General features: G+C 57.9%; 27 protein-coding genes. 17 read left to right on the top strand and 10 right to left on the bottom strand.

The window, feature by feature from the left end:
- Window positions 1-96: 96 nt before the first annotated feature.
- The 4 genes from IEI95_RS19625 (at window position 97) to IEI95_RS19610 (ending at window position 3,205) form a co-directional block, all read left to right on the top strand.
- Complete coding sequence (locus IEI95_RS19625; protein WP_015915688.1) at window positions 97-1,740, top strand: acyl-CoA dehydrogenase family protein; 1,644 nt, start codon at window positions 97-99, stop codon at window positions 1,738-1,740.
- Between the two features lie 47 nt (window positions 1,741-1,787).
- A complete protein-coding gene (locus IEI95_RS19620; RefSeq protein ID WP_156533278.1) occupies window positions 1,788-2,270 on the top strand; it encodes a hypothetical protein in 483 nt (160 codons plus the stop codon).
- Between the two features lie 402 nt (window positions 2,271-2,672).
- A complete protein-coding gene (locus IEI95_RS19615) occupies window positions 2,673-2,888 on the top strand; it encodes a hypothetical protein (RefSeq protein WP_156533277.1) in 216 nt (71 codons plus the stop codon).
- Window positions 2,885-3,205: a DUF6105 family protein gene (locus IEI95_RS19610; protein ID WP_015915690.1), complete on the top strand. Its 321-nt coding sequence runs from the start codon at window positions 2,885-2,887 to the stop codon at window positions 3,203-3,205. Before IEI95_RS19615 ends, IEI95_RS19610 begins: the two co-directional genes overlap by 4 nt.
- Here IEI95_RS19610 and ruvX read toward each other — a convergent pair.
- The gene (gene ruvX, locus IEI95_RS19605; protein ID WP_156533276.1) at window positions 3,160-3,636 is read right to left on the bottom strand and encodes a Holliday junction resolvase RuvX; all 477 of its coding nucleotides are present in this window, start codon (window positions 3,634-3,636) and stop codon (window positions 3,160-3,162) included. The two genes, IEI95_RS19610 and ruvX, sit on opposite strands and share 46 nt — an antisense overlap.
- A 144-nt stretch (window positions 3,637-3,780) precedes the next feature.
- Here ruvX and IEI95_RS19600 point away from each other — a divergent pair, with 144 nt between their 5' ends.
- From IEI95_RS19600 to IEI95_RS19580, 5 genes are all read left to right on the top strand, one after another.
- Window positions 3,781-4,485, top strand: coding sequence for a metal-dependent hydrolase (locus tag IEI95_RS19600; protein ID WP_156533275.1), 705 nt, complete (start codon window positions 3,781-3,783; stop codon window positions 4,483-4,485).
- Between the two features lie 143 nt (window positions 4,486-4,628).
- Window positions 4,629-4,916, top strand: a complete 288-nt coding sequence (gene gatC / locus IEI95_RS19595; RefSeq protein ID WP_015915693.1) for an Asp-tRNA(Asn)/Glu-tRNA(Gln) amidotransferase subunit GatC — start codon at window positions 4,629-4,631, stop codon at window positions 4,914-4,916.
- A gap of 71 nt (window positions 4,917-4,987) precedes the next feature.
- Window positions 4,988-6,469, top strand: coding sequence for an Asp-tRNA(Asn)/Glu-tRNA(Gln) amidotransferase subunit GatA (gatA, locus tag IEI95_RS19590; protein WP_015915694.1), 1,482 nt, complete (start codon window positions 4,988-4,990; stop codon window positions 6,467-6,469).
- The gene (locus IEI95_RS19585) at window positions 6,420-6,953 is read left to right on the top strand and encodes a GNAT family N-acetyltransferase (RefSeq protein ID WP_156533274.1); all 534 of its coding nucleotides are present in this window, start codon (window positions 6,420-6,422) and stop codon (window positions 6,951-6,953) included. The genes gatA and IEI95_RS19585 overlap by 50 nt, the downstream gene beginning before the upstream one ends.
- Before the next feature lie 96 nt (window positions 6,954-7,049).
- Entirely contained in the window at window positions 7,050-7,568 is a 519-nt protein-coding gene (locus tag IEI95_RS19580) for a GNAT family N-acetyltransferase (RefSeq protein ID WP_156533273.1), read from the top strand.
- A gap of 12 nt (window positions 7,569-7,580) precedes the next feature.
- On the opposite strand, the gene IEI95_RS19575 is transcribed toward IEI95_RS19580, so the two are convergent.
- From IEI95_RS19575 to IEI95_RS19565, 3 genes are read right to left on the bottom strand one after another with little or no spacing between them, the layout of a single operon-like run.
- Window positions 7,581-9,023, bottom strand: coding sequence for an ArnT family glycosyltransferase (locus IEI95_RS19575; protein WP_156533272.1), 1,443 nt, complete (start codon window positions 9,021-9,023; stop codon window positions 7,581-7,583).
- Between the two features lie 15 nt (window positions 9,024-9,038).
- Complete coding sequence (locus IEI95_RS19570; protein WP_015915698.1) at window positions 9,039-9,362, bottom strand: lipid-A-disaccharide synthase N-terminal domain-containing protein; 324 nt, start codon at window positions 9,360-9,362, stop codon at window positions 9,039-9,041.
- Complete coding sequence (locus IEI95_RS19565) at window positions 9,355-10,122, bottom strand: glycosyltransferase family 2 protein (RefSeq protein WP_156533271.1); 768 nt, start codon at window positions 10,120-10,122, stop codon at window positions 9,355-9,357. Before IEI95_RS19565 ends, IEI95_RS19570 begins: the two co-directional genes overlap by 8 nt.
- A 346-nt stretch (window positions 10,123-10,468) precedes the next feature.
- Between IEI95_RS19565 and gatB the strand changes: the two genes are divergently transcribed.
- From gatB to IEI95_RS19540, 5 genes are all read left to right on the top strand, one after another.
- On the top strand, window positions 10,469-11,971 hold the full coding sequence (gatB, locus tag IEI95_RS19560) for an Asp-tRNA(Asn)/Glu-tRNA(Gln) amidotransferase subunit GatB (protein WP_194416926.1): 1,503 nt from the start codon (window positions 10,469-10,471) through the stop codon (window positions 11,969-11,971).
- Between the two features lie 6 nt (window positions 11,972-11,977).
- A complete protein-coding gene (locus tag IEI95_RS19555) occupies window positions 11,978-12,496 on the top strand; it encodes a GNAT family N-acetyltransferase (protein WP_194416925.1) in 519 nt (172 codons plus the stop codon).
- A gap of 39 nt (window positions 12,497-12,535) precedes the next feature.
- Complete coding sequence (locus IEI95_RS19550) at window positions 12,536-12,997, top strand: GNAT family N-acetyltransferase (protein ID WP_156533269.1); 462 nt, start codon at window positions 12,536-12,538, stop codon at window positions 12,995-12,997.
- A 100-nt stretch (window positions 12,998-13,097) separates the two neighbouring features.
- Complete coding sequence (locus tag IEI95_RS19545) at window positions 13,098-13,496, top strand: NADH:ubiquinone oxidoreductase subunit NDUFA12 (RefSeq protein WP_156533268.1); 399 nt, start codon at window positions 13,098-13,100, stop codon at window positions 13,494-13,496.
- A gap of 254 nt (window positions 13,497-13,750) precedes the next feature.
- Window positions 13,751-14,143, top strand: a complete 393-nt coding sequence (locus tag IEI95_RS19540) for a DUF2155 domain-containing protein (RefSeq protein WP_234891017.1) — start codon at window positions 13,751-13,753, stop codon at window positions 14,141-14,143.
- Between the two features lie 15 nt (window positions 14,144-14,158).
- Here IEI95_RS19540 and aat read toward each other — a convergent pair whose 3' ends face one another.
- The 5 genes from aat to IEI95_RS19515 all read right to left on the bottom strand — a co-directional run bounded on the left by aat (window position 14,159) and on the right by IEI95_RS19515 (window position 17,996).
- A complete protein-coding gene (gene aat, locus IEI95_RS19535; protein ID WP_156533267.1) occupies window positions 14,159-14,797 on the bottom strand; it encodes a leucyl/phenylalanyl-tRNA--protein transferase in 639 nt (212 codons plus the stop codon).
- A 9-nt stretch (window positions 14,798-14,806) separates the two neighbouring features.
- The gene (gene accC, locus IEI95_RS19530; protein ID WP_060715725.1) at window positions 14,807-16,159 is read right to left on the bottom strand and encodes an acetyl-CoA carboxylase biotin carboxylase subunit; all 1,353 of its coding nucleotides are present in this window, start codon (window positions 16,157-16,159) and stop codon (window positions 14,807-14,809) included.
- A gap of 4 nt (window positions 16,160-16,163) precedes the next feature.
- Window positions 16,164-16,652 carry an acetyl-CoA carboxylase biotin carboxyl carrier protein gene (accB, locus tag IEI95_RS19525; RefSeq protein WP_015915707.1) on the bottom strand — a complete coding sequence of 163 codons (489 nt, stop codon included), beginning with the start codon at window positions 16,650-16,652 and terminating at the stop codon, window positions 16,164-16,166.
- 25 nt (window positions 16,653-16,677) lie between these two features.
- Complete coding sequence (gene aroQ, locus IEI95_RS19520; RefSeq protein WP_156533266.1) at window positions 16,678-17,115, bottom strand: type II 3-dehydroquinate dehydratase; 438 nt, start codon at window positions 17,113-17,115, stop codon at window positions 16,678-16,680.
- A gap of 125 nt (window positions 17,116-17,240) precedes the next feature.
- Window positions 17,241-17,996, bottom strand: coding sequence for a DsbA family protein (locus tag IEI95_RS19515; protein WP_420481803.1), 756 nt, complete (start codon window positions 17,994-17,996; stop codon window positions 17,241-17,243).
- A gap of 312 nt (window positions 17,997-18,308) precedes the next feature.
- Here IEI95_RS19515 and IEI95_RS19510 point away from each other — a divergent pair, with 312 nt between their 5' ends.
- Window positions 18,309-19,466, top strand: coding sequence for a pyridoxal phosphate-dependent aminotransferase (locus IEI95_RS19510; RefSeq protein WP_156533264.1), 1,158 nt, complete (start codon window positions 18,309-18,311; stop codon window positions 19,464-19,466).
- A gap of 123 nt (window positions 19,467-19,589) precedes the next feature.
- Window positions 19,590-20,162: a GNAT family N-acetyltransferase gene (locus tag IEI95_RS19505; RefSeq protein ID WP_194416922.1), complete on the top strand. Its 573-nt coding sequence runs from the start codon at window positions 19,590-19,592 to the stop codon at window positions 20,160-20,162.
- A 104-nt stretch (window positions 20,163-20,266) separates the two neighbouring features.
- Here IEI95_RS19505 and IEI95_RS19500 read toward each other — a convergent pair whose 3' ends face one another.
- On the bottom strand, window positions 20,267-23,359 hold the full coding sequence (locus IEI95_RS19500; RefSeq protein ID WP_156533262.1) for an Rne/Rng family ribonuclease: 3,093 nt from the start codon (window positions 23,357-23,359) through the stop codon (window positions 20,267-20,269).
- 740 nt (window positions 23,360-24,099) lie between these two features.
- On the opposite strand from IEI95_RS19500, the gene IEI95_RS19495 reads away from it, so the two are divergent.
- Window positions 24,100-25,320 (top strand): N-acetylmuramoyl-L-alanine amidase, encoded by a 1,221-nt coding sequence (locus IEI95_RS19495; protein WP_234891013.1) that lies wholly within the window; start codon window positions 24,100-24,102, stop codon window positions 25,318-25,320.
- Window positions 25,321-25,531 lie beyond the last annotated feature (211 nt).

Here is a 25,531-nt window from a genome sequence, read left to right as displayed (position 1 = left end):
CCATGCTGTCGCAAATGCGCGCAAACGTGTTAAAGACCATCGACAAAGATCGATTTGCGGCATTGCTGTAAGACAAAGATAAAAATTGGAACGCGGATGAGCCGTACGGAAGACAAATTGCTGGAACTCAATCAGCCAAGGCCCTGGTCCGGCGTGAACGCCTTTCGCACCGATCCGCTGGTGGTTGATATTACCAACGGCCTCAGCCGCAACCTGCGCGATGAATATGATACGCTGGGCCGCTATGTTACCTCGCATGAGGCGCAGGAACTGGCCCGTATGGCCAACCACAATCCGCCGGAACTACGCACCCACGGGCCGCGCGGCGAGCGCCTGGATGTGGTGGAATTTCATCCGGCCTGGCACGCGCTGATGCGCCGTTCCATGGCAACCGGCCTGCATTCCTCCGTCTGGGAAAATTTAGCGGATGCACGCGGCCAGGATCACAAGGCCCGCGCCGTGCGATTCTATCTCACCGCGCAGCTCGAATGCGGCCATCTCTGCCCGCTGACCATGACCAGCGCCTCGGTCGCCGCCCTGATGGGCTCGCCCCGAGTGCAGAAGGAATGGGCACCGAAGATTCTGTCGCGCAAATATGACAGTTCCAACCGCCCCGCCATGCAGAAATCCGCCATTACCATTGGCATGGGCATGACGGAGAAACAGGGCGGCACCGATGTGCGCGCCAATATCTCCACCGCCACACGGGTAGGCGAGGGGATCTACCGGCTGTCTGGCCACAAATGGTTCATGTCGGCACCGATGAGCGATGGGTTCGTCATGCTTGCGCAGATGCCGGAGGGCGTTGGCTGTTTCCTGGTGCCGCGCCTGTTGGAAGACGGCTCGGCCAACGGTTTGCAGTTCCAGCGGCTGAAGGACAAGATCGGCAATCGCTCCAATGCCTCCTCCGAGGTCGAATTTACCGATGCCTTCGGATTCCTGCTGGGCGAGCAGGGCGGCGGCATCCGCACCATCCTCGAAATGGTGACGCTGACCCGGCTGGATTGCGCGCTGGCCTCTGCGGGCATCATGCGTGCCTCAATGGCCGAGGCTGTCCACCATGTGCGGGGCCGCTCGGTGTTTGGTAAAAAGCTGGTCGATCAGCCGATCATGACCCGCGTTCTGGCCGATATGGCGCTGGATGTGGCGGCGGCTACGGCGCTGTCCTTCCGGCTGGCCGAGGCCTTCGACCGCGCCCGTGATAATCCCGCCGATGCGGCTTACGCACGGGTGATGACGCCGGTGGTGAAATACTGGGTCTGCAAGATGGCGCCGCCGCTGATCTATGAAGCGATGGAATGCATCGGCGGCAGCGGCTATGTGGAAGAGCGCGCCATCGCGCGCCATTACCGTGAGGCCCCTGTTAACGCCATCTGGGAAGGCTCCGGCAATGTCATGGCGCTGGACGTGTTGCGCGTGCTGGCCCGTGGTAAAGACCTGTTCGAAATGGTGTTTGCCGAGCTGGAACGCGATCTCGGCCCGTCAGGCCGCAAAACTGTCGAAGTGCTGCGCGCCGCCATGGCGCTCTGCGAACGCGACGAGGGTGCTGCCCGCCTGCTGGTCGAACAAATGGCACTGGCCGCCGCCGCCGCCGAGCTTTACCGCATGGGGGCAGGCAAGATTGCTGATGCCTTTCTGGAGACACGCCTGACAGGCGGCTGGCGAAATACCTACGGCGTGCTCGATGCCCGATTCGACAGCCGGTATCTGATCGATTTGCTGTATCCGGCGGTAGATTGAGACGGATGTGATCGTCTGCACGGTGAGAAGCCCGAAGGAGGCCGCTCATGCTGAATTTTCCTTTCGTCGTGGACGAAGATATCAACGTGGAGCAGGAATTAATACAACCCGTTTTTTCGATTAAGGTTGTATATGGTATGACGTATAAGCCTCTATATATCGAATTATTTCATGAAAATGAGAATTCAATAATCATATCTATAAAAATGAACCATGTTCGAGAGAGGTATGAGATAGGGAATATTTTTATTGAGCGCCATATTGCAGGCGGATGTCTTGAAACAAGGTCCTGCATATTTCATTTTGATAGATTATTAATCGGGGCTTGTTCTAAGATGGTTTACGTCGGTGACTGGGGCAGGGCCGAATGCGGATTAAAATTTGAAAGTTTGGATGGAGAACAGTTCTATATTGTGTCCGGCGACTACCCTTATTCGGTGGCTTTGATTGGTGACAGATTTGAAGCCTTGGGGCTTGTTCCGGAATTTGCGCTTAACGAATATCACTATGAAGAAATCGGCCCGATTTAATCGACGGAAGTAGCGATGTCGATCTATTCCAAGACGTTGAAATTTCAGTTCCGGCAAGCAAGACAGATAGTCAGTCTCTTTTCGAGGTTGGTCATGGAAACAGTGCCTTTGTCCCATGGGGAGGCAGTCAATTTCGTCAATGATTGCAAGCGGAAATCCGCCAAAATATTGGGGATGAAGCCGATCACGACGACTTGTTGTCATAGTTTACGAGTGACGTGACCCATTTTTTTAAACCTGGCTATCAAAGCATGGATGGATCGCTCGCTCTTTTGGTGCAGGGCCTGCCGCCAATCTATCCACAGCCCCGCCTCCAAAAATTAACCTTAATAAAAGGTTTACGTTGTGCGGCATTCATTAACCGTTAACTCTGCTGGTGAATGCAACCAATAGGGGCGGGTAATGATGGCTGGCCTTCGGAAATATATGGCACTGGGCGTCATGATGACGTTTTTTGCCGTTTTGGCATTGGATATTGCGGTGCCGGCATTGGTGCTGTCTGTCATGGCGGCGATCAATTGGCTGGTGCTGAAGGCGCCGGATGATCTTTTCGACCATCTCCTGCCGCGTCAGTCCGTCTCGGCCCACTCCCTCTCGGTAAAGGGGAGGCTGGCATGAAATATCTGCTGATCTTCTGGGCAGGGCCAATCCTGCTTTTGGGAAGCTGGTATTATCTTTCGCTCAACGACATGAGCTTCGGCTTTTTCATGCTGACCCGCCAGACCCATGATCTGGTCTTTACCATCTATGGCAATGTTCTAGGCATCGCGCCGGAAAGCATTCCGCCGCTGGTCATGCGTGCCATCGTTATCGATAGCACTGTGCTATTCAGCCTGGTGGCCTTTCGCCGCCGCAAGCAAATTGCTGCCTGGTGGAAAGCAAGGCAGCTTCAGAGCGTGGATGCAAGGCCAGACAGCCTGTCCAGCGCCCCTTGAAGAATGAAGCTTGCGGCTGCCGAATCAATCCGTTCGGCACGCTTGGCCCGCGAAACGTCCATTTCCAGCAGCGCACGCGTTGCCGCGACCGTTGATAGTCGTTCATCCCAGTAGACGAAGGGAATGTCGGTCTTCTCGGCCATAGCGCGCACAAAGGCGCGTGTGGCCTGGACACGCGGCCCGGAAGAGCCATCCATGTTGATCGGCAGGCCGATGACGAAGGCGGCGACTTTTTCCTTCGCGGCAAAGGCCAGCAGAACCTCTGCGTCTTTGGTAAATTTCGTCCGCTTGATCACCGTGCGCGGCGAAGCGAACCGGCGTCCGAGATCCGACATCGCAAGACCAATGGTCTTGGTGCCGAGATCTAGACCCGCCACGGCCTGACCCGGTTGCAGGCTTTGCGCCAGTTCTTCGATATCAAGGGTCGCCATAACTGTTTCTCAAAATGTGAATAGTGTGTTCATGCCAAACTGTGTGGATACGGGGGTATCCTCGCCGTTTGGTCTTTTCTTGCGCTGCTTATGCCATATGTCTTGGCGGGCAAACCATTTTCATTCATCCATAGAGGATATTCCATGAAACTCACCTGGCTCGGCCATTCGGCTTTTCGTCTCGAAACCGCCAAGGCGACCATTCTGATCGACCCGTTCCTGACCCACAATGCCAGCTTTTCCGGGCTGGATAGGAAGGATATGACCAAGGGCGTCACCCATATTCTGCTCACCCACGGCCATGGCGACCATGTCGGCGATACGGTGGCGATTGCCAAGGATACCGGCGCAACCGTGCTGGCCAATGCCGATCTCGCTGCCTGGCTTGGTGCCAAGGGCGTCCAGAAAATCGAGATGGGCAATACAGGCGGCACGATCGATCTCGGCGGCTTTACTGCGACCTTTACCAATGCGCTGCATTCTTCCGCGCAGATCACCGAGGATGGCGTGTCGCATGCGCTCGGCAATGCCAATGGGTTGATGCTGCATTTCCAGGATGAAGCATCGCTGCTGCATATGGGCGATACCGATATTTTCTCCGATATGGCGCTGATCAACGAATTGCATCAGCCCGATATTGGCATCGTACCGATTGGTGACCGTTTCACCATGGGCGGTGCGGTCGCCGCACTTGCCTGCCAGCGATTCTTCAACTTCAAGACCGCTATTCCCGCCCATTACGGCACCTTCCCGATCATCGACCAGACCCCGGAAAAATTCGTGGCCGGCATGGAAGGCTCGAAAACCGAGGTCAAGGCACCCAAGCCTGGCGAAACGCTGTCGCTTTGAAATGATGCCCTGCTAAAAACCTCAGTCTTTGCCCCTGGATAAGTCACTCCAGGGGCGAAAAATCGAGGGTGGCAAAAGCCTGCCCGTTGCGCGGGCGCGGTTCGGCGATTATAGCGGTCTGATAATCGATCTGGAGAATGCCGATGTCCGTTGATCTCGCCACTGTCAAGCGTGTTGCCAAGCTTGCCCGTATTGCTCTGCCCGAAGACGAGGCCGAGCGGGTGATGGGAGAGTTGAATGGCATTCTCGGCTTTGTCGAGCAATTGTCGGAAGTGAATGTCGATGGCGTCGAGCCGATGACCTCTGTCATGCCGATGGCGATGCGCAAGCGCAAGGACGCCGTTACCGATGGCGGCAAGGCTGATGACATCGTTGCCAATGCGCCGGAAACCGACCGCCATTTCTTCCTGGTGCCGAAGGTTGTCGAATAAGCCCGCCCGGTTTTCCACCGAGCCATCGACGCCCTCGACGCAGCCGCGCCAACTATAAAGTGACCGTATTCATGAGCGAACTCACCAGCCTCACCATTGCCGAAGCCCGCGAAAAGCTGGTTTCCAAGGATATCACCGCCGTCGAACTGACCGATGCCTATCTGGGCGCCATCGAGGCTGCCAATGGCGCCATCAATGCCTATGTGACGGTGACGCCGGAGATTGCCCGCGACATGGCCAAGGCCTCGGATGCGCGGCTGGCCACCGGCAAGGCTGGCGCGCTGGAGGGCATTCCGCTTGGGGTGAAAGATTTGTTCGCCACCCGCGACGTCCATACCCAGGCCTGCTCGAACATTCTTGACGGCTTCAAGCCGAAATACGAATCGACCGTTACCCAGAACCTCTGGAACGAGGGCGCGGTGATGTTGGGCAAGCTGAACATGGACGAATTCGCCATGGGTTCGTCCAACGAAAACTCCTTTTATGGCCCGGTGGTCAATCCGTGGCGCGCCACTGGATCTGAGGAAAAGCTGGTACCGGGCGGCTCGTCCGGCGGTTCGGCGGCGGCTGTGGCTGCACGGCTTTGCGCGGGTGCCACTGCTTCCGATACCGGCGGCTCCATCCGCCAGCCGGCAGCTTTCACCGGGACTGTCGGCATCAAGCCCACCTATGGCCGTTGTTCGCGTTGGGGTATTGTTGCTTATGCCTCGTCGCTCGATCAGGCCGGTCCAATTGCCCGTGACGTGCGCGACGCCGCCATCCTTTTGAAATCCATGGCCAGCATTGACGAGAAGGACACGACCTCGGTTGATCTTCTGGCACCGAACTATGAGGCGGCTATCGGACAGTCCGTCAAGGGTATGAAGATCGGCATTCCCCGGGAGTACCGCGTCGATGGCATGCCGGAAGAGATTGAAGCCCTCTGGCAGAAGGGCATGGCCTGGCTGAAGGAGGCCGGTGCCGAGATTGTCGATATTTCCCTGCCGCATACCAAATATGCGCTTCCAGCCTATTACATCGTCGCCTCAGCCGAAGCGTCATCCAACCTCGCCCGCTATGACGGTGTGCGCTATGGCTTGCGTGTTGATGGCAAGGATATTGCCGACATGTATGAAAAGAGCCGCGCGGCGGGCTTCGGCAAGGAAGTGCAGCGCCGTATCCTGATGGGCACCTATGTGCTCTCGGCTGGCTACTACGACGCCTATTACCTGCGTGCCCAGAAGGTTCGCACGCTGATCAAGCGCGATTTCGAACAGGTGTTTGCCGCAGGCGTTGATGCGATCCTGACGCCGATCACTCCGTCCTCGGCCTTCGCCATTGGCGATAAGGATCTGGCCGCCGATCCGGTGAAAATGTATCTCAACGACATTTTCTCGGTAACGCTGAACATGGCGGGCCTGCCGGGCCTGTCCGTTCCTGCTGGTCTCGACGCCAAGGGTCTGCCGCTTGGCCTGCAACTGATCGGCAAGCCCTTCGAGGAAGAAACCCTTTTCAAAACCGCCCATGTCATCGAACAGGCCGCCGGAAAGTTCACGCCCGCTCAGTGGTGGTAAGCCGTTGATCCTGCGGCCGATGGAGGAGGTTGACCGGCAGATAGTCGGTCACATCGGCTGGGACAGCTGGCGCTCCACCGGACCGCTGGATCGCACCATGACCGATCCGGCTATTGCGCAAAAGGTCAAGCAAGCGTTTTTGCGCTTCCCTTTTGAGCCTGCGCTGGATGTCATTGTCGCCGAGGTCGAAGGGACGATTGCCGGGTGGGGCGCGCGTGAGGCGGAGCGGGATGTGATTTCCGATATCTGGATCTCGCCTGACCATCAGCGGCGTGGCATTGGCCGGTCGCTGGTGCTGCATTTTTGCGAGACCATGCGCTGCGAAGGGGTAAAACAGGCCCGAATTTCCACACACCAGAACAATTTTGCTGCCCAGGCCCTCTATAAAAGCTGCGGTTTCGAGACCGTTTGGCAGGGTATGGAGCGCGACGCCGTCGTGGAGCTGGAAATTCCCAAGGTCCGGCTACGGCGGCGGCTTTACTGAAGCACCTCGTCATCAAAGTGTTTATAAAACCTTAACGCCACTGGCGCTGTTGCATTCCCGGTGATCTACTCGACCGATCATCCATGTGAGGAGCCGATGTCGACGATTCGCAGCGCGCATTCCGACGAAGCAGGGGTTTTGGCCGATATCGGCTTTCGCGCCTGGGAACAGGCGATGATTCCCGTCGGTGAAACGCGGACGATGGTCGATACAGCCCGCAGCGCCTTTATCAATTTCGCTCGCTCGAACCTGATTACCATGTCTGTGGTCGAACATGCCGGCCACCCCGTCGGCTGGGCGGCGCGCGAAAATCTGGATGACAAGATTTCTGATTTCTGGATCGATCCGGATTACCAGCGGCGCGGCTATAGCAAGGCGCTTCTTGCCTCCATCGAGGAGGATATCGTTCACTTGGGCTTTGAGGAAGCGCATCTCGAAACTCATGCGCGCAACCGTCAGGCCGTCGGTTTTTTCGAGCATCACGGTTATAGCGTCCACTGGCTGTCGGTGGTCTATAATCCGAAGCTGGACCGGGATGTGGAAACGGTGGGCATGTCGAAGCGTCTCGTTGAAAAACGCAGCTTTACCTATGGCCCCGGCGGTGGGTTCGAATAGGGCGCAATGCGTTTATGTCAGCTGGTTGGTCAGGCAGCTGGCGGAAATCGCGTAGGCTTTCAGCTTGCGTCCCATGAGATAGCCATCCTTGGGCGTCAGGTCCGCCACCGGATCGACCACTGCGCCGTGGCAGGTGACATTGGCTCCTGTGACATACAGCACGGTTTCCGTGCCGAGCGCCGAGGTCAGCGGAAATTCCTGCTCATAGTAATTGCGCGGAAAACCACCGCCGGTCCGGGCCTTGATGGCGAAGGGTTCGTCGCGCAGCGTGTGAAACAGATCGGCAAGAATATCGCGGTTATCAGCGACGATGGTGGCGGTGCCGGTCCTCGCGGCCGTCGTGGCAATCGCCCAGCTCAAATCGGTTCGTCCCAGATAACGGGCCAGCACCGATTGGCCTTTTGGTGTCGTGACATCCTGAGGAAAAGCCGTCAGCAGCGGAAAGGCTATGGCGATGATGCCATTGATCGCCAGCGAGATCTTCAGCGCCCGAGGCGAGGACTGGAGAAGATACCAGACCGCCAACATGGTGCCTGCTGCGTAAGCGGTGGCTGCCCAATTGGCATAGGCACGTGACATCAGCGCCTGGAAAACGATGGCGAGAATGATTGGCCAGGACAGGATGAACAGATGTTTTTCGGTCGTGGAGGTACGGCCCCGCAGCAGCCGGTAAAACACGATCAGCAGGGCGGCAAACAACACCGGTCCGACCACGCCGAACTGACTGCCGAGAAACTCCGCTGCCTTGCCGATCTTGAAATTCAGCCCGTGCCAATCGGCATTTTCCGACGTGTGTTTCAGCGTCGCGCCGCCATGGGTGCTGTTCCACCAGATATTCGGAGCGATAACCACGATTGCCGCGAAGATGGCAAGCACGGTGTCTCGCAGCCCAATGCGTGCTTTGGGCAGGGCTATGGCGGCAATGATTGCGGTGGCCGCGAAATACAGCATCGCGTATTTCGACAATGTGCCGAAGCCAATGGCGATGCCCATCAGAACCGCATAGCCAGCCGAGCGGCGCTCGATCAGATGCGAATAACACAATAGCGTCAGGGCCAGGAAGGGAAACAGGATCGTGTCGGTGGACATGAAAACCGATGACAGCGCCACGCCCGGCAGGGTCACATAGCTTAGTCCTGTCCACAGCCCGGCCTTTTCAGAGCCCGTCAGCCGGGCCGTTGCCGGGATCAGCAGCAGCGCCGTTGCCATATGGAACAGCGGGCTTGCCACCCGGATCCAGAAAATATCCTGGCTGCCACCGATCAATGTGAACAGATGGATCACCCAGGCGATCATCGGTGGCTTGGAATAATAGCCGAAGTCGAGATGGGTGGACCACAGCCAGTATTGCGCCTCGTCCACAAACAGGTCTGTACCGTCGAAATGCAGCATCACGATGCGGTAAAGCGTAATCGCGAGGATGAGGAAGACGCTGGTGCGAAGGGTGATGCGCATCTGGGACCGCCGGGTTCAGGATTTGGATTCGGAGGGCAGATCGGTCTTGCGGCCCTGATGCAGCAGCATCAGGTTGCGGATATAGACGATAATGCCAAGCCCCTGGCCGAGCATGATGATCGGTTCGCCGCGGTGGATGCCATAGGCCAGCAGCATGATGCCACCGATCACCGAAAACCACCAGAAGGCGGCGGGAATGACCGAGCGCTTCTGCTTTTCAGACACCAGCCACTGGATGATGAAGCGCAGCGAAAACATCAGCTGGGCCAGCACGCCCAGCCCCAGCCAGATCAGGTCGGCGGTATCGTGGATTTTGAAATAGGCGAGAAGATCATTCATGGGGTGATGGTCCGATATCCTGCGGGCGCACGGTCTTGCGGCGTTTGATCAGCCAGCTGACGCCGATCAGGTCATGAATGCCGACCAGGGCGCGCTGAAGATTGTTGTAATTTGAAGTTCCGGCATGGCGATGCCGATGGCCGACATCCACATGCGCTACCCGCCAGCCATAGGCGGAAAACAGGGCCGGCAGATAGCGGTGCATGTGATTGAAGAATGGCAGGTCGAGAAAGGCGTCCCGGCGAAAGGCTTTTAGCCCGCAGCCAGTGTCGCGGGTGTTGTCCTGCAAGATGCTCTGGCGGATGCCATTGGCCAGACGCGAGGCGATTTTCTTCGACAAAGTGTCCTGCCGCTTGGCCCGCTGGCCGGCAACAAGCCCAAGGTTGCTATCGGCACTTGTATCGAGAAGCGGCGCGACAAGACGGGGAATTTCCGAGGGTGGGTTCTGGCCGTCGCCATCCATGGTGCAGATGATCGGTGCCCGCGCCGCGTTGACGCCCGAGTGGATCGCTGCCGATTGACCGCCGGACACGGGATGATGCAGCACGCGCAACCATGGCTTGACGCTCGCCGCCTGCTTCAGCCGTGCAAGCGTGGCATCAGTTGAGCCGTCATCCACGAAGATCGCTTCGAAATCCTCGCCCTGACAGGCCGTCTCGATTTCCCCGATTAACAGGTCGATATTATCGGCCTCGTTCTTCATGGGCACGACAACGGCAAAACGAGGTGAGGCAAAATGGGGGTGGGACTGGTCGGTCATCTCTGTTCCAACGGCTTTCTATGCCGCCCCCATAGCCTGTTTTCAAGGTCGCGTCATCCGCCTTGAGCGCCTGTTGCCGATGCTTTTCCCTGCATTTTAAAGGACCGACCCAATTTTGCCCGGTCATGCCCGGTTTTCAACGGTGCCAAGCTGCGCAAAGCGCGGTGGCAATGCTGCTTCGTCTTGCGCGTTCCGCGCATTTGTTCTAACCGGGAAGATGAAAATCACCTGTCGGAGCATTGCTGTTTTTTCCCGATTGCCGACCGCTCCGGCTTCTTTCTGTTTGTGCAATTCCTTTGGCGAAACCTCTCTTGTTTTGCCGGAATTGGTCTGAAAAGAGCATGTCATGACCCTTGTCGATACGCGCACCTCCGACCCGAAACGCCTGATTCCCGGCGCCACCGGCGATTGGGAAATCGTTATCGGCATGGAAGTTCATGCCCAGGTGTTGAGCCAGTCCAAGCTGTTCTCCGGGGCCTCGACCACCTTTGGCAATGCGCCGAACGACAATGTGTCGCTGGTCGATGCGGCGATGCCCGGCATGTTGCCTGTTATCAACGAGGAATGCGTTCGCCAGGCGGTGCGCACCGGTCTCGGCCTGAAGGCGAAAATCAACAAGCGTTCAATTTTTGACCGCAAGAACTATTTCTATCCCGACCTGCCGCAGGGCTACCAGATCTCGCAGTTCAAGGACCCGATTGTCGGCGAAGGCAAGATCATCATTTCGCTCGGACCCGATCGTCAGGGGAATTTCGAGGATATCGAAATCGGCATCGAGCGGCTGCATCTGGAACAGGATGCTGGCAAGTCGATGCATGACCAGCATCCGACCATGTCCTATGTCGATCTGAACCGCTCCGGCGTGGCGCTGATGGAAATCGTCTCCAAGCCCGACATGCGCTCGTCCGACGAAGCCAAGGCCTATATGACCAAGCTGCGCTCCATCGTGCGCTATCTCGGCACCTGCGACGGCAATATGGACGAAGGCTCGATGCGCGCCGACGTCAACGTCTCCGTGCGCAAGCCGGGCGGCGAATTCGGCACGCGCTGCGAAATCAAGAACGTCAACTCCATCCGGTTCATCGGTCAGGCCATTGAATATGAAGCTCGTCGCCAGATCGCCATTTTGGAAGACGGCGGCTCGATTGATCAGGAAACCCGGCTGTTTGACCCGGGCAAGGGCGAGACTCGCTCGATGCGTTCCAAGGAGGATGCGCATGATTATCGCTATTTTCCCGATCCCGACCTGCTGCCGCTGGAATTCGACGATGCCTTCGTGCAGGCCTTGAAGAAGGATCTGCCGGAATTGCCCGACGACAAGAAGGCGCGGTTCGTCGCCTCCCTGGGCCTTTCCGTCTATGATGCTTCGGTGCTGGTGTCTGAAAAGGCGATTGCCGATTATTACGAAGCCGTGGCTGCGGGCCGGGACGGCAAGATTGCCGCCAACTGGGTTATCAACGACCTGCTGGGTGCCTTGAACAAAGCCGGCAAAGGCATTGAAGAGACTCCGGTTTCACCTGCCCAGCTCGGCGGCATTATCGATCTGATCAAGGCCGAGACCATTTCCGGCAAGATCGCCAAGGACCTGTTTGAAATCGTCTTCAACGAAGGCGGTGATCCCGCCGATATCGTTGAGAGCCGTGGCATGAAACAGGTGACAGACACCGGCGCGATCGAAAAGGCTGTGGATGAAATCATCGCCGCCAATCCGGATCAGGTCGCCAAGGTGCTGGCCAAGCCGACGCTGGCTGGCTGGTTTGTCGGTCAGGTGATGAAGGCGACAGGCGGCAAGGCCAATCCGCAGGCGGTGCAGGCGCTGGTCAAGGCCAAGCTCGGCCTGGAGGAGTAAAGTCCGATGTTCTTCATCCGCACCGCCAATGACCGGGATCTGGAAAAGGTGCGGGTGCTGCTGTCGGAAACCTGGCATGCCACCTATGACGGCATCTATGGCGTGGCCAAGGTGCAGAAGATCATCGATACTTGGCATTCGACTGCCGCCTTGAAGGCGCGGCTGGCGAGAAAGGGCGGCGAATTTCTGGTGGCTGACGATGGTAAGCGCCTCGGCGGCATGGGTTTTGCCGCCATGGCTGATAATATGGCCAAGACCGCCATTCTGCATCAGCTTTACGTCCATCCCAGCTTTCACCGCCAGGGCATTGGCACTGACATTCTGGCCGAACTGGAAACCTGCTTCCCGGACGCCGAGATCCTGCGTCTGGACGTGGAGCCGAAGAATACAGGTGCAGTGGCTTTTTACACCACTCACGGCTTTGTGGAGGTCGATCGCACCCAGAACTGCGGGGTGGCGGGTAGCGGCATTGAAGGCCTGGTCATGGAAAAGCCGCTGGTCAATGTTTTATCCGAGCCATTCTAGGGCATTTATAACCCTCAGCCCGAAACCTTCAGGATCATCATGCTCCCCTTGATTATTCGTCCGGCGCAAGAAAATGATATTGTCGCCATTGTTGCGCTATTTGCCGCTGACGATCTTGGTGGCCACGGCGATACCACAGACCCCGATGCCCTGCCGGACTATCTTGCTGCCTTTCGGCGCATCGCCGCGTCGAGCAACGAAGTTCTGTATGTTGCGGAGCGTGATGGCGCGGTGGTTGGCACTTTCCAGACCATGATCACCACGACATTGACCGGGCGCGGTTCGTCTTCGATGATCGTCGAGGCCGTGCAGACACGGGCCGATTGCCGGGGGCAGGGGATTGGTGCGCAAATGATCGAATTCTGCCTGGAACGGGCAAGGGCTGAAGGTCTACGCCTGGTGCAGTTGACGTCGAATGCGATGCGGCTCGACGCGCATCGATTTTACGAGCGGTTGGGCTTTAGCAAGAGCCATTTTGGCTTCAAGTTCAAGTTGAAATGAACAGGGCTTTGACCCGACTCTCTGGACAAGCGCCCGTCAAGGCGTCATAAGCAGATCATCATTGAAAGCCGCCAGACCGTGGCGGAGCCGAGGAAAAGACATGAAGCAGCTTTTGTTGCAGATTTTCACCTGGTGGAGTGGCCAGACCGTCGGAACCCGTTTCTTCACCTGGCGTGAAGGTAAGCGCGTTGGCGAAGACGAGGCAGGCAATATCTACTATGAAGGCGGCATGAGCAGCTTCGGCCTGCAACGCCGCTGGGTGATTTATAACGGCTATGCTGACGCCTCCGCCATTCCGCCCGGCTGGCATGGCTGGATGCATCACCGCACCGACGTGCCGCCCACCAAGGACAATTACGTGCCGAGGGAATGGGAAAAGCCGCATGAGGCGAACCTGACCGGCACCGCCGAAGCCTATCGTCCGCAGGGCTCGATTGCTGCAACCGGTGCTCGTCCGCGCGTCACCGGTGACTACGACGCCTGGACGCCCGGCAACTAACAGAGATTTTGTGAGCGCATGACGGTGTTAACGCGTTATGCGCTCTTCCGGTTTTGGCCACAAATTTCCGGTACATGGGTTTGTCAGCGTTTTCCTGCTGATATTTGTTTTTGCGCATAGGGTGGACGTGTCTGCAATTCGGACCGCCGGTCCGACTGCTGGCGCATTTGAAAATTGGCCCATCTGAGCGACGACGGCCGGAAACGACAGGAATACGATCTGTGAAACAGACGAAAAGGGTGTTGAGAGCGGTTCTGGCAGCAACCAGCCTCACGGCAGCGTTCTCGATAACGGCCACTGTTCCAGCCGATGCCGCCCGCATTTCCAACGCCGTCGCAGTCTTTTCGGGTTTGGACAAGATAACCGGGCGGATTACCGAATTCGACGTCTATCTCAATGAGACAGTCCAGTTCGGCGCCTTGCAGGTGACGCCCAAGGCCTGTTACTCCCGCGATGAAACCGAGGCGCAGCATGTCGACGCCTTCGTGCAGGTCGACGAAATCACCCTGGACCGTCGCATTCGCCAGATCTTTTCAGGCTGGATGTTTGCCGATAGCCCGGCGCTTAACGCCATCGAGCACCCGATCTACGATGTCTGGCTGAAGGATTGCAAGCAGACCTCCGACGTGCCGAAGCCAGCAAAATAAGCCCAGAGCTGTTTGTTACGGACTTATTTCTTCCGGCAATAAAAACGGCACATTCGCCATGACAACGGCCTCTTCCAGCATCTTGCTGTACTTGTCTTTCGCCACATCTATCGCTCCGAAGGTTTTCAGGTGCTCGGTCGTGAACTGGGTGTCGAGAAGCACGAAACCCTGTGCCCGCAGCCTTTCGACCAGATGCACAAGACAGATTTTCGATGCGTTGGAACGGCGGGAAAACATGCTTTCGCCGAAGAAGGCCGCCCCCAGGGACACGCCGTAAAGGCCGCCGACCAGCTCATCACCTTCAAAGGCTTCGACGCTATGGGCGTGGCCCATCTGAAACAGGGCTGTGTATAGATCGCGGATTGTCTGGTTGATCCAGGTGCTGGGCCGGTCCGGTGCGGGCTCGGCGCATTTGTCGAGAACCGCGGAAAAAGCCGTATCGAAGCGGATATCAAACGGCTTTTGCCGGATAATCTTGGCGAGGCTTTTGGAATAGTGAAAGCTGTCGAGGGGAATGATGCCCCGCAGGTCCGGCTCGACCCAGAACAGTTCCGGGTCGTCGCTGGATTCGGCCATGGGAAACAGGCCGATGGAATAGGCGCGCAGCAGGATGTCGGGTGTGATGCTTCTATCCTTGCTGCTGCGCCGACCCATTCTCTGTCCTTATTTCGCGGACGTCTTGGCCAGATAATGCTCCAGCCAATGGATGTCGTAATCGCCCTTGGCAATATCCGGATTGTTGATCAGATCCTGGAACAATGGCAGGGTCGTCTTGATCCCGTCAATGACAAATTCATCCAGAACCCGGCGCAGGCGCATCATGCATTCTTCGCGGGTGCGACCATGCACGATCAGCTTGCCGATCAGGCTGTCATAGTAAGGCGGGATCTTGTAGCCAGCATAGGCGCCGGAATCCACCCGCACCCCAAGCCCGCCTGGAGCGTGGAAATGGGTTATGGTGCCCGGAGACGGCGTGAAGGTGCGCGGGTCTTCGGCATTGATGCGGCATTCGATGGCATGGCCACGGAATTCCACTTCTTCCTGCGTCACCGACAGGCCTGCGCCCGACGCAACGCGGATCTGTTCATAGACCAGGTCGATGCCGGTAATGGCTTCCGTCACCGGATGCTCCACCTGCAAACGGGTGTTCATTTCAATGAAATAGAACTCGCCATTTTCATAGAGGAACTCGATCGTGCCAGCGCCGCGATATTTCAGCTTTTTCATGGCGTCGGCGCAGATCTGGCCGATCTTCATCCGCTGTTCCTGGGTGAGGGCAGGGGAATTGGCTTCTTCCCAGACCTTCTGGTGACGGCGCTGAAGCGAGCAATCGCGTTCGCCCAGATGAATGGCATTGCCTTCACCATCGCCGAATACCTGGATTTCGATATGCCGGGGCGTACCGAGATATTTTTCCATATAAACGGCGTCGTTACCGAAAGCAGCAGCGGCTTCCGAACGGGCTGTGGAAACGGCTTCTTCCAGCTCTGCTTCGGTGTTCGCGACTTTCATCCCGCGTCCGCCGCCGCCTGCCGTTGCCTTGATCAGCACCGGAAAGCCGATTTCACGGGCGATCTCCAGCGCTGTTTCCGGCTTCACTTCGCCAGCTGAACCCGGAACTACGGGAATGCCGAGCGATTTTGCGGTTTCCTTGGCGGTAATCTTATCGCCCATCAGCCGAATATGATCGGCGGTTGGTCCGATGAAGGTAATGCCATGGGCATCGAGGATATCGGCGAATTTGGAATTTTCCGAGAGGAAGCCGTAGCCGGGATGGACGGCGTCCGCCCCGGTGATTTCACAGGCGGCAACAATCTGGTGAATGTTCAGATAGCTGTCACGCGAGGGCGGTGGGCCGATGCAGACGCTTTCGTCGGCAAGGCGTACGTGCATGGCGTCGGCATCCGCTGTGGAATGCACGGCAACGGAGGCAATGCCAAGCTCCTTGCAGGCGCGCAGCACGCGAAGGGCGATTTCGCCGCGATTGGCGATGAGTATTTTTGAGATGACTGGCATCGGCTTACTCGATGATGACCATGGCTTCGCCATATTCGACCGGGCTTGCATCGTCGATGAGGATTTCGACGACCTTGCCGGAACGAGGCGAAGGGATCTGGTTCATTGTCTTCATGGCTTCGATGATCAGCAGCGTCTGGCCTTCCTTGACCGTCGAGCCGACTTCGATGAAGGGCTTTGAACCGGGGGCGGGGGACATATAGACCGTGCCGACCATGGGAGCCGTTACGGCTTTGGACAGATCGCGGGCAGCAGGAGCCGCTACCGCCACTGGAGCAGGTGCTGCGGCAGGTGCCGGGGCACCATAAGGCGCGCCATACTGCATCTGCGGCATTGCCATCATCTGCGGAGCCACCATTTGCGGCGCGGCGCGGGAAACGCGAATTCTCAGCGCATCCTGTTCCACTTCGATCTCGCTCAGATCGGTCTCGTTCAAGATATTCGCCAGCTCGCGGATAAGCGCCTGATCGATGCCGGTTTTCTTCTCTGCCATGGAGGTTGTCCCTGAATTTCTTGTTCTATCGTGTGAGGTTATCAAGCGCTTGCAGCGCCAGGAGGTAGGAATGCGGTCCGAAGCCGCAAATAACTCCCTTGGCGGCGGGCGCTATCATTGAGGTATGGCGGAATTCTTCCCGCGCGTGGACATTCGAAATATGCACTTCGACGACCGGAACAGCAATCGCTCGCATGGCGTCATGCAGCGCGATTGATGTATGCGTATAGGCACCGGCATTGAGTGCGACACCGACAGCTTTATCGCCCGCTTCATGCAGCCAATCGACCAGATCGCCCTCATGATTGCTCTGGCGGCAGTCGACGGCAATCCCGAGCTGTTCACCGAACCGAAAGCACTCCGTTTCGATGTCGGACAGTGTCTTGCCGCCGTAAATCCCGGGCTCCCGCTTGCCAAGCGCATTCAGATTGGGGCCGTTCAGCACGAAAATTGTTCTGCTCATTGCTGTTCCGTCGCGTTTTCGACCGCCTCCTATAAACCGGCATCCGTTGAAGGAAAAGCCCTTTGCGCTTTTCTCCCTATGGCTTCACTGTAAAATCAGCTGGATATCGCGACTATCTGGTGGATTCAGCAGGTTGATTTGCCGCAGGTGCGAACATTCGTCAGCTTCTCCTGGAGAGCATCTGCACCGATGGCACCAGAAACCAGTTCATTGCCGATCACATAGGCGGGTGTGCCGTTGATGCCCAGGTCCTGGGCCAGTTGATAGACCTTTTTGACGGATGTGTCATTGGGGCTGTCAGTCATTTCCTTACGAAGGGCTGCTTCCGAAACCCCCAGTATCACACCCGCATCGATGGCGCTTTCCTGCGTGGCGCGACCTTCACTACCAAGCAGGGCATGGTGGAAGTCGCTGTATTTTTCCGGTGCCAGCTTGCGGAATGCGTCTGCAACGCGGTGTGCGGCCACCGAATCTGGCCCAAGAATCGGGAATTCCTTCAGGACGAACCGCACATTCTTATCGGCCTTCAGGATGGTATCCATGTCGGCCAGCGCATGGCGGCAATAGCCGCAATTATAGTCGAAGAACTCAACGATGGTCACGTCGCCCTTCGGATTGCCAAGGACGATATCATCCTTCGAATTGAAGATCTCAGCCTTGTTGCGTTCAATGCCGCTGGAGGCCTGGCTGGCGCGGGCCTCTTCCTGCTTCTTTTGCAAGGCGTCCTGCACGTCGAGCATGATTTCCGGATGGGCGATCAGATATTCCTTGATGAAGGCGCCGATTTCTTGCTTCTGCTTGTCATCCAGCGCGTAGGCTGGCGCGCCGAGGCCGGTCGAGGCAATGAGCGTTGCCAAAACGGCAGTGCGAAAAAATCGTATCTTCATGTCAATCCTCGTCTCTGGCCATTGTCTTCGGCCATCATTTTTGGCCTGCGTTTTCGGCGGCATGCATGTCCGCCTCGCCGGTCTTGGGGCTTTGTGCCAGCCGCAGCGCTGGCGGTCTAGTCTGTCCGGTTATTTTCGTGGTCAATCCACCTCGAAATGGAAGTGTGAACGTAGCTCATTCCCTGACCGGGAAAAGCGGGAAAACGCATTCCGGCATGGCTCTTCCCATTGTGATAGGGTGCGCAATGCGGCAAATGTCAGGCGCATTTCTGTTTCAGCCTCCTATAGAATAGAAAGAGATCCATCTTGGTTATGCTTTCCACCCGCAGTGCCGTCGAACCGTTCCACGCCATGGATATTCTGGCCGAGGCCAACCGGTTGAAGGCCGCTGGCCATAAGGTGATTTCTCTGGCAGTCGGTCAGCCTGGCGCGCCAGCGCCCGAGCGGGCGATCCGGGCGGCGGAAGTGGCCTTGCGGGCGGGCCAGATCGGCTATACCGACGCTCTCGGCCGTGCCGACCTGCGTCAGGGGCTTGCCGATTATTACCGTCGTCGCCACGGCACGGAGGTCGCGGCGGAGCGAATCATGGTGACGACTGGCTCGTCGGCGGGTTTCAACCTGGCATTTCTGACACTGTTTGAGGCCGGGGACGCCGTTGCCATCGCCCGGCCCGGCTATCCCGCCTATCGCAACATCCTGAAGGCGCTGGGACTGGTGGTCATTGAAGTGCCTGTTGGTCCTGATACCGATTATACCCTGACGCCCGACAGTTTGGAGCGTGCGGCGAGGGCGGCGGGTGTGCGGCTGAAAGGCGTGCTTCTGGCCAGCCCCGCCAATCCCACCGGCACGGTCACCGGCCGGGCGGCGTTGCAGCGTCTGGCGCTGTGGTGCGACGACAATGGTGTTAGCTTCATTTCCGACGAGATCTATCACGGCCTGACCTATGGCGTGGAGGAAGCAAGCGCGGTGGAATTTGCGCCTGACGCCGTCGTCATCAATTCCTTCTCCAAATATTATCGGATGACCGGCTGGCGGATCGGCTGGATGGTCCTGCCCCCGACACTGGTACGTGGCGTGGAATGCGTCGCCCAGAGCCTCTATATTTCGGCGCCTGAATTATCGCAGATTGCCGCCATGGCTGCGCTTGAGGCAGGCGATGAATTGGAAGAGTACCGGGCCGGTTGCCGCGCCAATCGCGATTTTCTCCAGGCTCGACTGCCTGCGCTGGGCATGCCGCTGCTGTCTCCCATGGATGGCGCCTTCTATGCCTATGTCGATGTCAGCCGTTTCACCAATGACAGCATGGAATTTGCCCGCAGATTGCTGGCGCAAACCCATGTGGCGGCAACGCCTGGCCTGGATTTTGATCCGCTGGAAGGCCACCGGGCCTTGCGGATTTCCTATGCGGGAACACTGGCCGACCTGACCGACGCCACCGACAGAATCGCCAACTGGCTTGCGTGACTTTTTCGAGATTTCAATGGCTTGAGATCGATTTCAGACTCAATGTCGCAAGCTCTTGAATCAATCTGTGAAAGGATTGATTCTGTTTGTCAGGATCACTCAAGAAACAGCAGGGGATGCCACATGCAGGATGAGCCAATGGTGTCGCGCGTGCCTGTTCTTGAAACCGAAAGGCTGCGATTGCGCGGTCATCGCCTGGAAGATTTCGAGGCATCGGCCCGGATGTGGGCGGACGAGAGAGTGGTGCGCTATATCAGCGGGAAGCCATCGAGCCGATCCGACAGCTGGTCGCGACTGCTACGCTATATCGGCCATTGGCAGGCGCTGTCCTTCGGTTATTGGGTTGTCGAAGACCGGATCAGCGGCGCCTTTCTCGGCGAAGTCGGCTTTGCCAGTTACAAGCGCGATATCACCCCGCCCTTGGACGAGGTGCCGGAAATCGGCTGGGTGCTGATTGCCGATGGCCATGGTCGGGGTATTGCCACCGAAGCCGTCGCCGCGGCGCTTGGCTGGGGTGACCGGAATTTTGCCCATGGAGAAACTGTCTGCCTTTTCGACCCGCAGCACCAGGCGTCGATCCGGGTTGCGGAGAAAAGCGGCTATAGTCGTAAGGGTGAGGTGACCTATATGGGCAGACCGACGCTGGTCATGAACCGCATGAGGCCATCATCGGTGGCGGCGCCAGATTTCGGTTGATCACACCGTTTCACAGACCGTAAGACGCATGAACGCTTGCCATTAAACGAAAACGGCCACGCTGGAGCGTGGCCGTTTTTGAATGTTTAAGACGCAAGTCCCTCCTAGAGGAAGCCGCGCTTCTGCCACCATCCGCCCTTCTTGGGCTTTGGAGCTTCGTCGCCATTGGTCACCGAGGTGACGACCGGTTCGGATGTGCTGACATTGGACGACCGATTGGCGCGCACCGGCTTTTCGGCACTGGCATCACTTACGGCCTCTGGCTCGCTCGCAACTTCAGGAGCAGGTGCTTCGACCGCAGGTTCTGGCGTAGAGACGTCCTGAGCAGGTGCCGGTACTGACGTCTCTTCCGAGACGGGGGCGGCGGCGACAGGCTCGACAGCAGCCGGTGCTTCGACAACCACAGCCTCAGGGACAGCAGCAGGTTCCGTTACCGTTTCGACGCTGTCAGCGGCTTCGGTTTTGGCTGACGCTTTCGGCTTGCGAGCCCGGCGTGGCTTGGCAGCCACGGGCTCATCGGCTTTTACAGCTTCTATGGCCGGAGCATCTACCTCAACGCTTACGGAGACGGCTTCGGACGGTGCAGCAGCGACGGCTGCAGCCTGATCAGTGTCAGCTTGCGCCGACTCCTCCGCACTGTCGTCATCTTCGGCGCTATCATTGCCTTCGGCATCGGCGCTGACGCCATTTTCATCGCGACCGCGACGTCCACCGCGTTTTCCGCGACGGCGGCGCTTGCGGCGCTGGCTTTCGCTGTTGCCGTCTTCAGACGCGTCAGAGGCCTCGACACTATCATCGCGGTCTTCTGACGTGTCTTCGGCGTCGTCATCGCCTTCGCTGTCATCGTCGCCTTCGTCACCGCCGGCAGCATTCTGCTGTCCATCGGCATGGCCATTGCCATTCTTGCCACGGCGACGGCGGCGGCGCTTGCGCTTGCGGTTGCCGTCTTCGGCGGCACTTGCTGCGGCATTGCCACTTGATGCGGGCTGTGCCTGAACAGGCACCTCGACGACATCCTCGTCATCCTCTTCCTCGATCTCAATGATCGGGTCGTCCTCTTCCGGCTCGCTGATCAGCGGCAGCAAGGTTTCGATGCGGACCGGATTGGCAACCGGCTCGCCCTTGTCGATGGCGAAATGCTGGTGACCGACGCTGGCATCCGAGTCGATGATGATCGACACGCCGAAGCGGTTTTCATAATCGACAATCGAGCCGCGCTTGTGGTTGAGCAGGTAAAGCGCCGTTTCCGGCAGGGTACGCACGGTAATGTCGTGCGTGGTGCTTTTCAGCAGATATTCTTCGACGCCGCGCAGCACATGCAGGGCAACGGAGGACTGCGAACGGATCAGGCCTGTGCCGGAGCAATGCTGGCAGACCTGGGTGGTCGATTCCAACACGCTGGCGCGAATGCGCTGACGCGACATTTCCAGCAGACCGAAATGCGAAATACGTCCGACCTGGATACGGGCGCGGTCGTTTTTCAGGCAATCCTTCAGCTTCTTCTCGACAGAGCGGTTGTTGCGCTTCTCTTCCATGTCGATGAAGTCGATGACGATCAGACCGGCAAGGTCACGCAGGCGCAACTGGCGGGCCACTTCTTCCGCGGCTTCCAGATTGGTTTGCAGGGCGGTGTCTTCGATGGAATATTCGCGGGTCGAACGACCCGAGTTCACGTCGATGGACACCAGCGCTTCGGTCTGGTTGATGATGATATAACCACCGGACTTCAGCGTCACCTGCGGCTGCAACATCCGGTCCAGCTGGGCCTCGATGCCGGAGCGCGAGAAGATCGGGTGAATATCGCGGTAGGGCTGAACCACCTTGGCATGGCTTGGCATCAGCATTTTCATGAAGTCTTTCGCTTCACGATAGCCTTCTTCGCCTGACACCACGATCTCGCTGATATCCTTGTTATACAGGTCGCGGATCGAGCGCTTGATCAGTGAGCCTTCCTCATAGACGAGGCAAGGTGCGGTGGAATTCAGTGTCAGGGTGCGAACGTTTTCCCAGAGACGCATCAGATATTCGAAATCGCGCTTGACCTCGACCTTGGTGCGATTGGCACCTGCGGTGCGCAGGATAACGCCCATGCCCAGCGGCACTTCCAGATCGCGGGCCACTTCCTTCAAACGCTTGCGGTCGGCAGGGTTGGTGATTTTGCGCGAAATGCCGCCGCCGCGTGCCGTATTCGGCATCAGAACAGAATAGCGGCCTGCCAGAGACAGGTAGGTGGTCAGCGCAGCACCCTTGTTGCCGCGTTCTTCCTTGGCGACCTGCACCAGCAGGATCTGGCGGCGCTTGATAACTTCCTGGATGCGATATTGCTTGCGCGGCGTGCGGCGCACCCGGTCGGGAACCTCTTCCATGGCGTCTTCGGCACCAACGGATTCGATTTCTTCCTTCTCGCCGTCATCATCATCGTCGTCGTCATCATCGTCATGACGATGGCGGCTATCGGTTTCTTCCGAGATGGAGTCCGTGTCGACCATGGCGGCCATGCTGCCATTGCTCGATCCGTCGTCCGGTGTCTCGTCGCTTTCGACGGCGACCGGTTCTGCGGAGGCTTCATCGGCGCTGGCTTCAACATCGCCTGCCTTCTTGCGGGGTTTGCGCGGACGGCGTGCCTTGGGCTTTGCTGCGGCCTCGGGGGCTGCCTCGTCTGCTTGCGGCTCAGCCGGTACTGCGTCGGCCTGTACTGCGTCAGTCTGGGACGTCTCGGCTTGCGGCGCATCTGCCGGCTGCTCGGCTGTGGTTTGCGCGTGATCGTCATCGGCCTGGTTGACGGCGAGACCAGCGACTTCTTCAGCTTCATTGGCGAATTCGGCCGGATCGGCAATCACCGGCTGGTCGCGTTCGCCGGGATCTCTGCTGCGCACCGGCTCGAAATCGCCGTCGTCGTGACGGCCATGCTCTTCGGCTTCAGCCTTCAGCAAGGCCTGACGGTCGGCAAGCGGGATCTGATAATAATCGGGATGGATTTCTGCAAAAGCCAGGAAGCCGTGGCGATTGCCGCCGTAATCGACGAAGGCGGCCTGCAAGGAAGGCTCGACCCGTGTGACTTTGGCCAGATAGATGTTGCCGCGGATCTGTTTCTTATGCTGGGATTCAAAATCGAATTCTTCGATCCTGTTACCGCGAACGACAACGACGCGCGTCTCTTCTTCGTGAGACGCATCGATTAGCATTTTGTCTGCCATGTAAGCTCTGCTCCTCGGCGCGACCGGTGGCGAGCAATGCCGCAGGCCTGGTGCCAAGCGGGGCTGATCTCGTGAGCGATGCGCCGGATATCGGTGCTCTCGTCTGCGGTATCTTTCCTGGCAGCAGTCCGTCAGCGTTCAGGGCATCAAAGGCCCCAAGGCGGACAACATCGGACAAAGGCTGCTGCAACGACATCAAATACCAAAACAAAAGCGACAATGACAAAGGCCTCTTAATAAGGCCCAATGAATGCTCAAAAGAGCGTTTGGCGGTCTCCCGCCCTGTTATTTTGCCGGAGATTCCAGCTGGACGATTCAGTTTCGGGACAAAAATGCCTTGGCGGCGGATGAAAAATCAGACAAATGGCGCCAGGTCCGTTTTGGTTGGCAGCCGTCGGATGACTCTATCCCGTCGACAATTTTAACCCTTATTTCTGTTGTATGTCGTCTGTGTCACATTGGCAAGCGGCAAAGCCTGCCCTGCCATAATATTGATAAGACCAATAGATTAGAATTGTTGCACTTGCGCGCAGCGATGAGCAATGATGGATAGGCGGTATGCGCGCTCCGGTTTATGGTTAGGATCGCATCCTGTGCCGCCGGTGGTTGTAATTTCCAGTTGCCAATCGGTTCGGTCGTTTGGGCAGGGTTGAAGGATGGGTGTGAATGATCGGGACTTTTAAAGCGTGAGCGAAATGGTGTCGCGGCATGGACGGATAGTGCGTTCAACGATGGTCAGCATGAGGCAAGGCAAGCGGCCCGGCTTGGCGATCCTGTGGCTATTGGCCTGTATTATCGCGGGCTTGGCGCCTGCAAAAGCCTTTTCGGCGGATCGTCTCGCCGCGTTTGCAGCCCGTATCGCCGGTGACGATGCCCGCACCCGTATCGTCATGGATTTCGACCAGAAGCCGGAAACGACCGTGCGCTATATCGGCAATCCGGATCGCATCGTCGTCGATCTGCCAGCCACCGTCTTTGCCTTTCCAGCCGAGGCACTGGTGGCCCGTGGCCTGTTTCGGGAGATCCGTTTCGGCTCCATCGACGCTACCCATTCGCGTATCGTGCTGACGACGTCGCGGCCTGCCAAACTCGTCCTCACCGACATTCGTAAAAATGACGAGGGGCAGGGATTTCGACTGATTCTCGATGCGGAGATGACCGATAATGACACATTTTCCAAACTGGTCGCCTCCCAGGCCTGGGAGGCGGATGCCTACAGCAATGGTAAGAGCCCGCGCATAGAACAGGCGGCGCCCGCGACGGATGGCGAGTTTCTGATTGCCGTCGATGCCGGCCATGGCGGTATCGACACCGGGGCCACAGGCAAGACCACCAATACGCCGGAAAAAACCGTGACGCTGGGTTTTGCCCGGGCGCTGGCTGTCGAGCTTAACAGGCAAAAGGGCGTCAAGGCCTTCCTGACCCGCGATGGCGATACGTTCCTGTCCCTGTCGCAGCGCGTGACGCTGGCCCGGCAGAAAGGCGCAAACCTGTTTATTTCGCTGCATGCCGATATGCTGGGCCAGGCCAATATTCGCGGCGCGACCGTTTATACCATTTCCGACAAGGCATCCGACCATCTCGCCGAAGCGGCGGCAGCGCGTGAAAACCAATCGGACGAGGTTGGCGGTGTCGATGCGAGCGCCGAACCTCAGGAAGTCTCCGATATCCTGGCGGACCTTACCCGGCGGGAGACTCAGGCCTTTTCCATCGCCATGGCCAAATCGGTGGTGACGTCGTTCGACGGGCAGATCAACCTGATCAACAATCCGCATCGCTTTGCCGGATTCCGAGTGTTGCAGGCCCAGGATGTGCCGTCCGTGCTGCTCGAACTTGGGTTTCTGTCCAACAAGGAGGACGAGAAGCTCTTGCTCGATCCGGCCTGGCGCGGCAAAGTGGTGAAACTGATCGCCGAGGCGGTGAAGAAATATCGCCAGCCGCTTGTTGCCAAAGGTGGTTGACGCTCGGGATGCAAAACCGCGATACATTTTGGCTGGAAATGCTCTAAAGGCAAAGCCTCGGTGTTTACTGTGAATGCCTCTGCGTGTGCCGATCTATCGAAGAATAATGCGGAAACATGAAAGTTGATCGCGATGGCTGTGTGTAACAGGGGCGAGGCCCTATTTTACGCACATTGTCACAACAACACCAGGAAACACCCGGGCGGTGGTG

Origin of the sequence: Agrobacterium vitis (genome assembly GCF_014926405.1) — a bacterium.
Taxonomy (GTDB): Bacteria; Pseudomonadota; Alphaproteobacteria; order Rhizobiales; family Rhizobiaceae; genus Allorhizobium; species Allorhizobium vitis_H.
Note: the sequence above shows the minus strand (reverse complement) of the source record. Positions and strands in the feature narration are given on the sequence as shown.

What these genes read in the sequence shown, in the direction of transcription:
- gatC (WP_015915693.1), top strand. Translation starts at nt 4,629, where the DNA reads ATGTCCGTTGATCTCGCCACTGTCAAGCGTGTTGCCAAGCTTGCCCGT.
- IEI95_RS19625 (WP_015915688.1), top strand. Translation starts at nt 97, where the DNA reads ATGAGCCGTACGGAAGACAAATTGCTGGAACTCAATCAGCCAAGGCCC.
- gatA (WP_015915694.1), top strand. Translation starts at nt 4,988, where the DNA reads ATGAGCGAACTCACCAGCCTCACCATTGCCGAAGCCCGCGAAAAGCTG.
- IEI95_RS19545 (WP_156533268.1), top strand. Translation starts at nt 13,098, where the DNA reads ATGAAGCAGCTTTTGTTGCAGATTTTCACCTGGTGGAGTGGCCAGACC.
- IEI95_RS19610 (WP_015915690.1), top strand. Translation starts at nt 2,885, where the DNA reads ATGAAATATCTGCTGATCTTCTGGGCAGGGCCAATCCTGCTTTTGGGA.
- IEI95_RS19565 (WP_156533271.1), bottom strand. Translation starts at nt 10,122, where the DNA reads ATGACCGACCAGTCCCACCCCCATTTTGCCTCACCTCGTTTTGCCGTT.
- IEI95_RS19570 (WP_015915698.1), bottom strand. Translation starts at nt 9,362, where the DNA reads ATGAATGATCTTCTCGCCTATTTCAAAATCCACGATACCGCCGACCTG.
- gatB (WP_194416926.1), top strand. Translation starts at nt 10,469, where the DNA reads ATGACCCTTGTCGATACGCGCACCTCCGACCCGAAACGCCTGATTCCC.
- IEI95_RS19620 (WP_156533278.1), top strand. Translation starts at nt 1,788, where the DNA reads ATGCTGAATTTTCCTTTCGTCGTGGACGAAGATATCAACGTGGAGCAG.
- accC (WP_060715725.1), bottom strand. Translation starts at nt 16,159, where the DNA reads ATGCCAGTCATCTCAAAAATACTCATCGCCAATCGCGGCGAAATCGCC.
- IEI95_RS19500 (WP_156533262.1), bottom strand. Translation starts at nt 23,359, where the DNA reads ATGGCAGACAAAATGCTAATCGATGCGTCTCACGAAGAAGAGACGCGC.
- ruvX (WP_156533276.1), bottom strand. Translation starts at nt 3,636, where the DNA reads ATGGCGACCCTTGATATCGAAGAACTGGCGCAAAGCCTGCAACCGGGT.
- IEI95_RS19555 (WP_194416925.1), top strand. Translation starts at nt 11,978, where the DNA reads ATGTTCTTCATCCGCACCGCCAATGACCGGGATCTGGAAAAGGTGCGG.
- IEI95_RS19600 (WP_156533275.1), top strand. Translation starts at nt 3,781, where the DNA reads ATGAAACTCACCTGGCTCGGCCATTCGGCTTTTCGTCTCGAAACCGCC.
- IEI95_RS19615 (WP_156533277.1), top strand. Translation starts at nt 2,673, where the DNA reads ATGATGGCTGGCCTTCGGAAATATATGGCACTGGGCGTCATGATGACG.
- IEI95_RS19585 (WP_156533274.1), top strand. Translation starts at nt 6,420, where the DNA reads ATGTCATCGAACAGGCCGCCGGAAAGTTCACGCCCGCTCAGTGGTGGT.
- IEI95_RS19575 (WP_156533272.1), bottom strand. Translation starts at nt 9,023, where the DNA reads ATGCGCATCACCCTTCGCACCAGCGTCTTCCTCATCCTCGCGATTACG.
- aroQ (WP_156533266.1), bottom strand. Translation starts at nt 17,115, where the DNA reads ATGAGCAGAACAATTTTCGTGCTGAACGGCCCCAATCTGAATGCGCTT.
- accB (WP_015915707.1), bottom strand. Translation starts at nt 16,652, where the DNA reads ATGGCAGAGAAGAAAACCGGCATCGATCAGGCGCTTATCCGCGAGCTG.
- IEI95_RS19505 (WP_194416922.1), top strand. Translation starts at nt 19,590, where the DNA reads ATGCAGGATGAGCCAATGGTGTCGCGCGTGCCTGTTCTTGAAACCGAA.
- IEI95_RS19495 (WP_234891013.1), top strand. Translation starts at nt 24,100, where the DNA reads ATGAGGCAAGGCAAGCGGCCCGGCTTGGCGATCCTGTGGCTATTGGCC.
- aat (WP_156533267.1), bottom strand. Translation starts at nt 14,797, where the DNA reads ATGGGTCGGCGCAGCAGCAAGGATAGAAGCATCACACCCGACATCCTG.
- IEI95_RS19580 (WP_156533273.1), top strand. Translation starts at nt 7,050, where the DNA reads ATGTCGACGATTCGCAGCGCGCATTCCGACGAAGCAGGGGTTTTGGCC.
- IEI95_RS19550 (WP_156533269.1), top strand. Translation starts at nt 12,536, where the DNA reads ATGCTCCCCTTGATTATTCGTCCGGCGCAAGAAAATGATATTGTCGCC.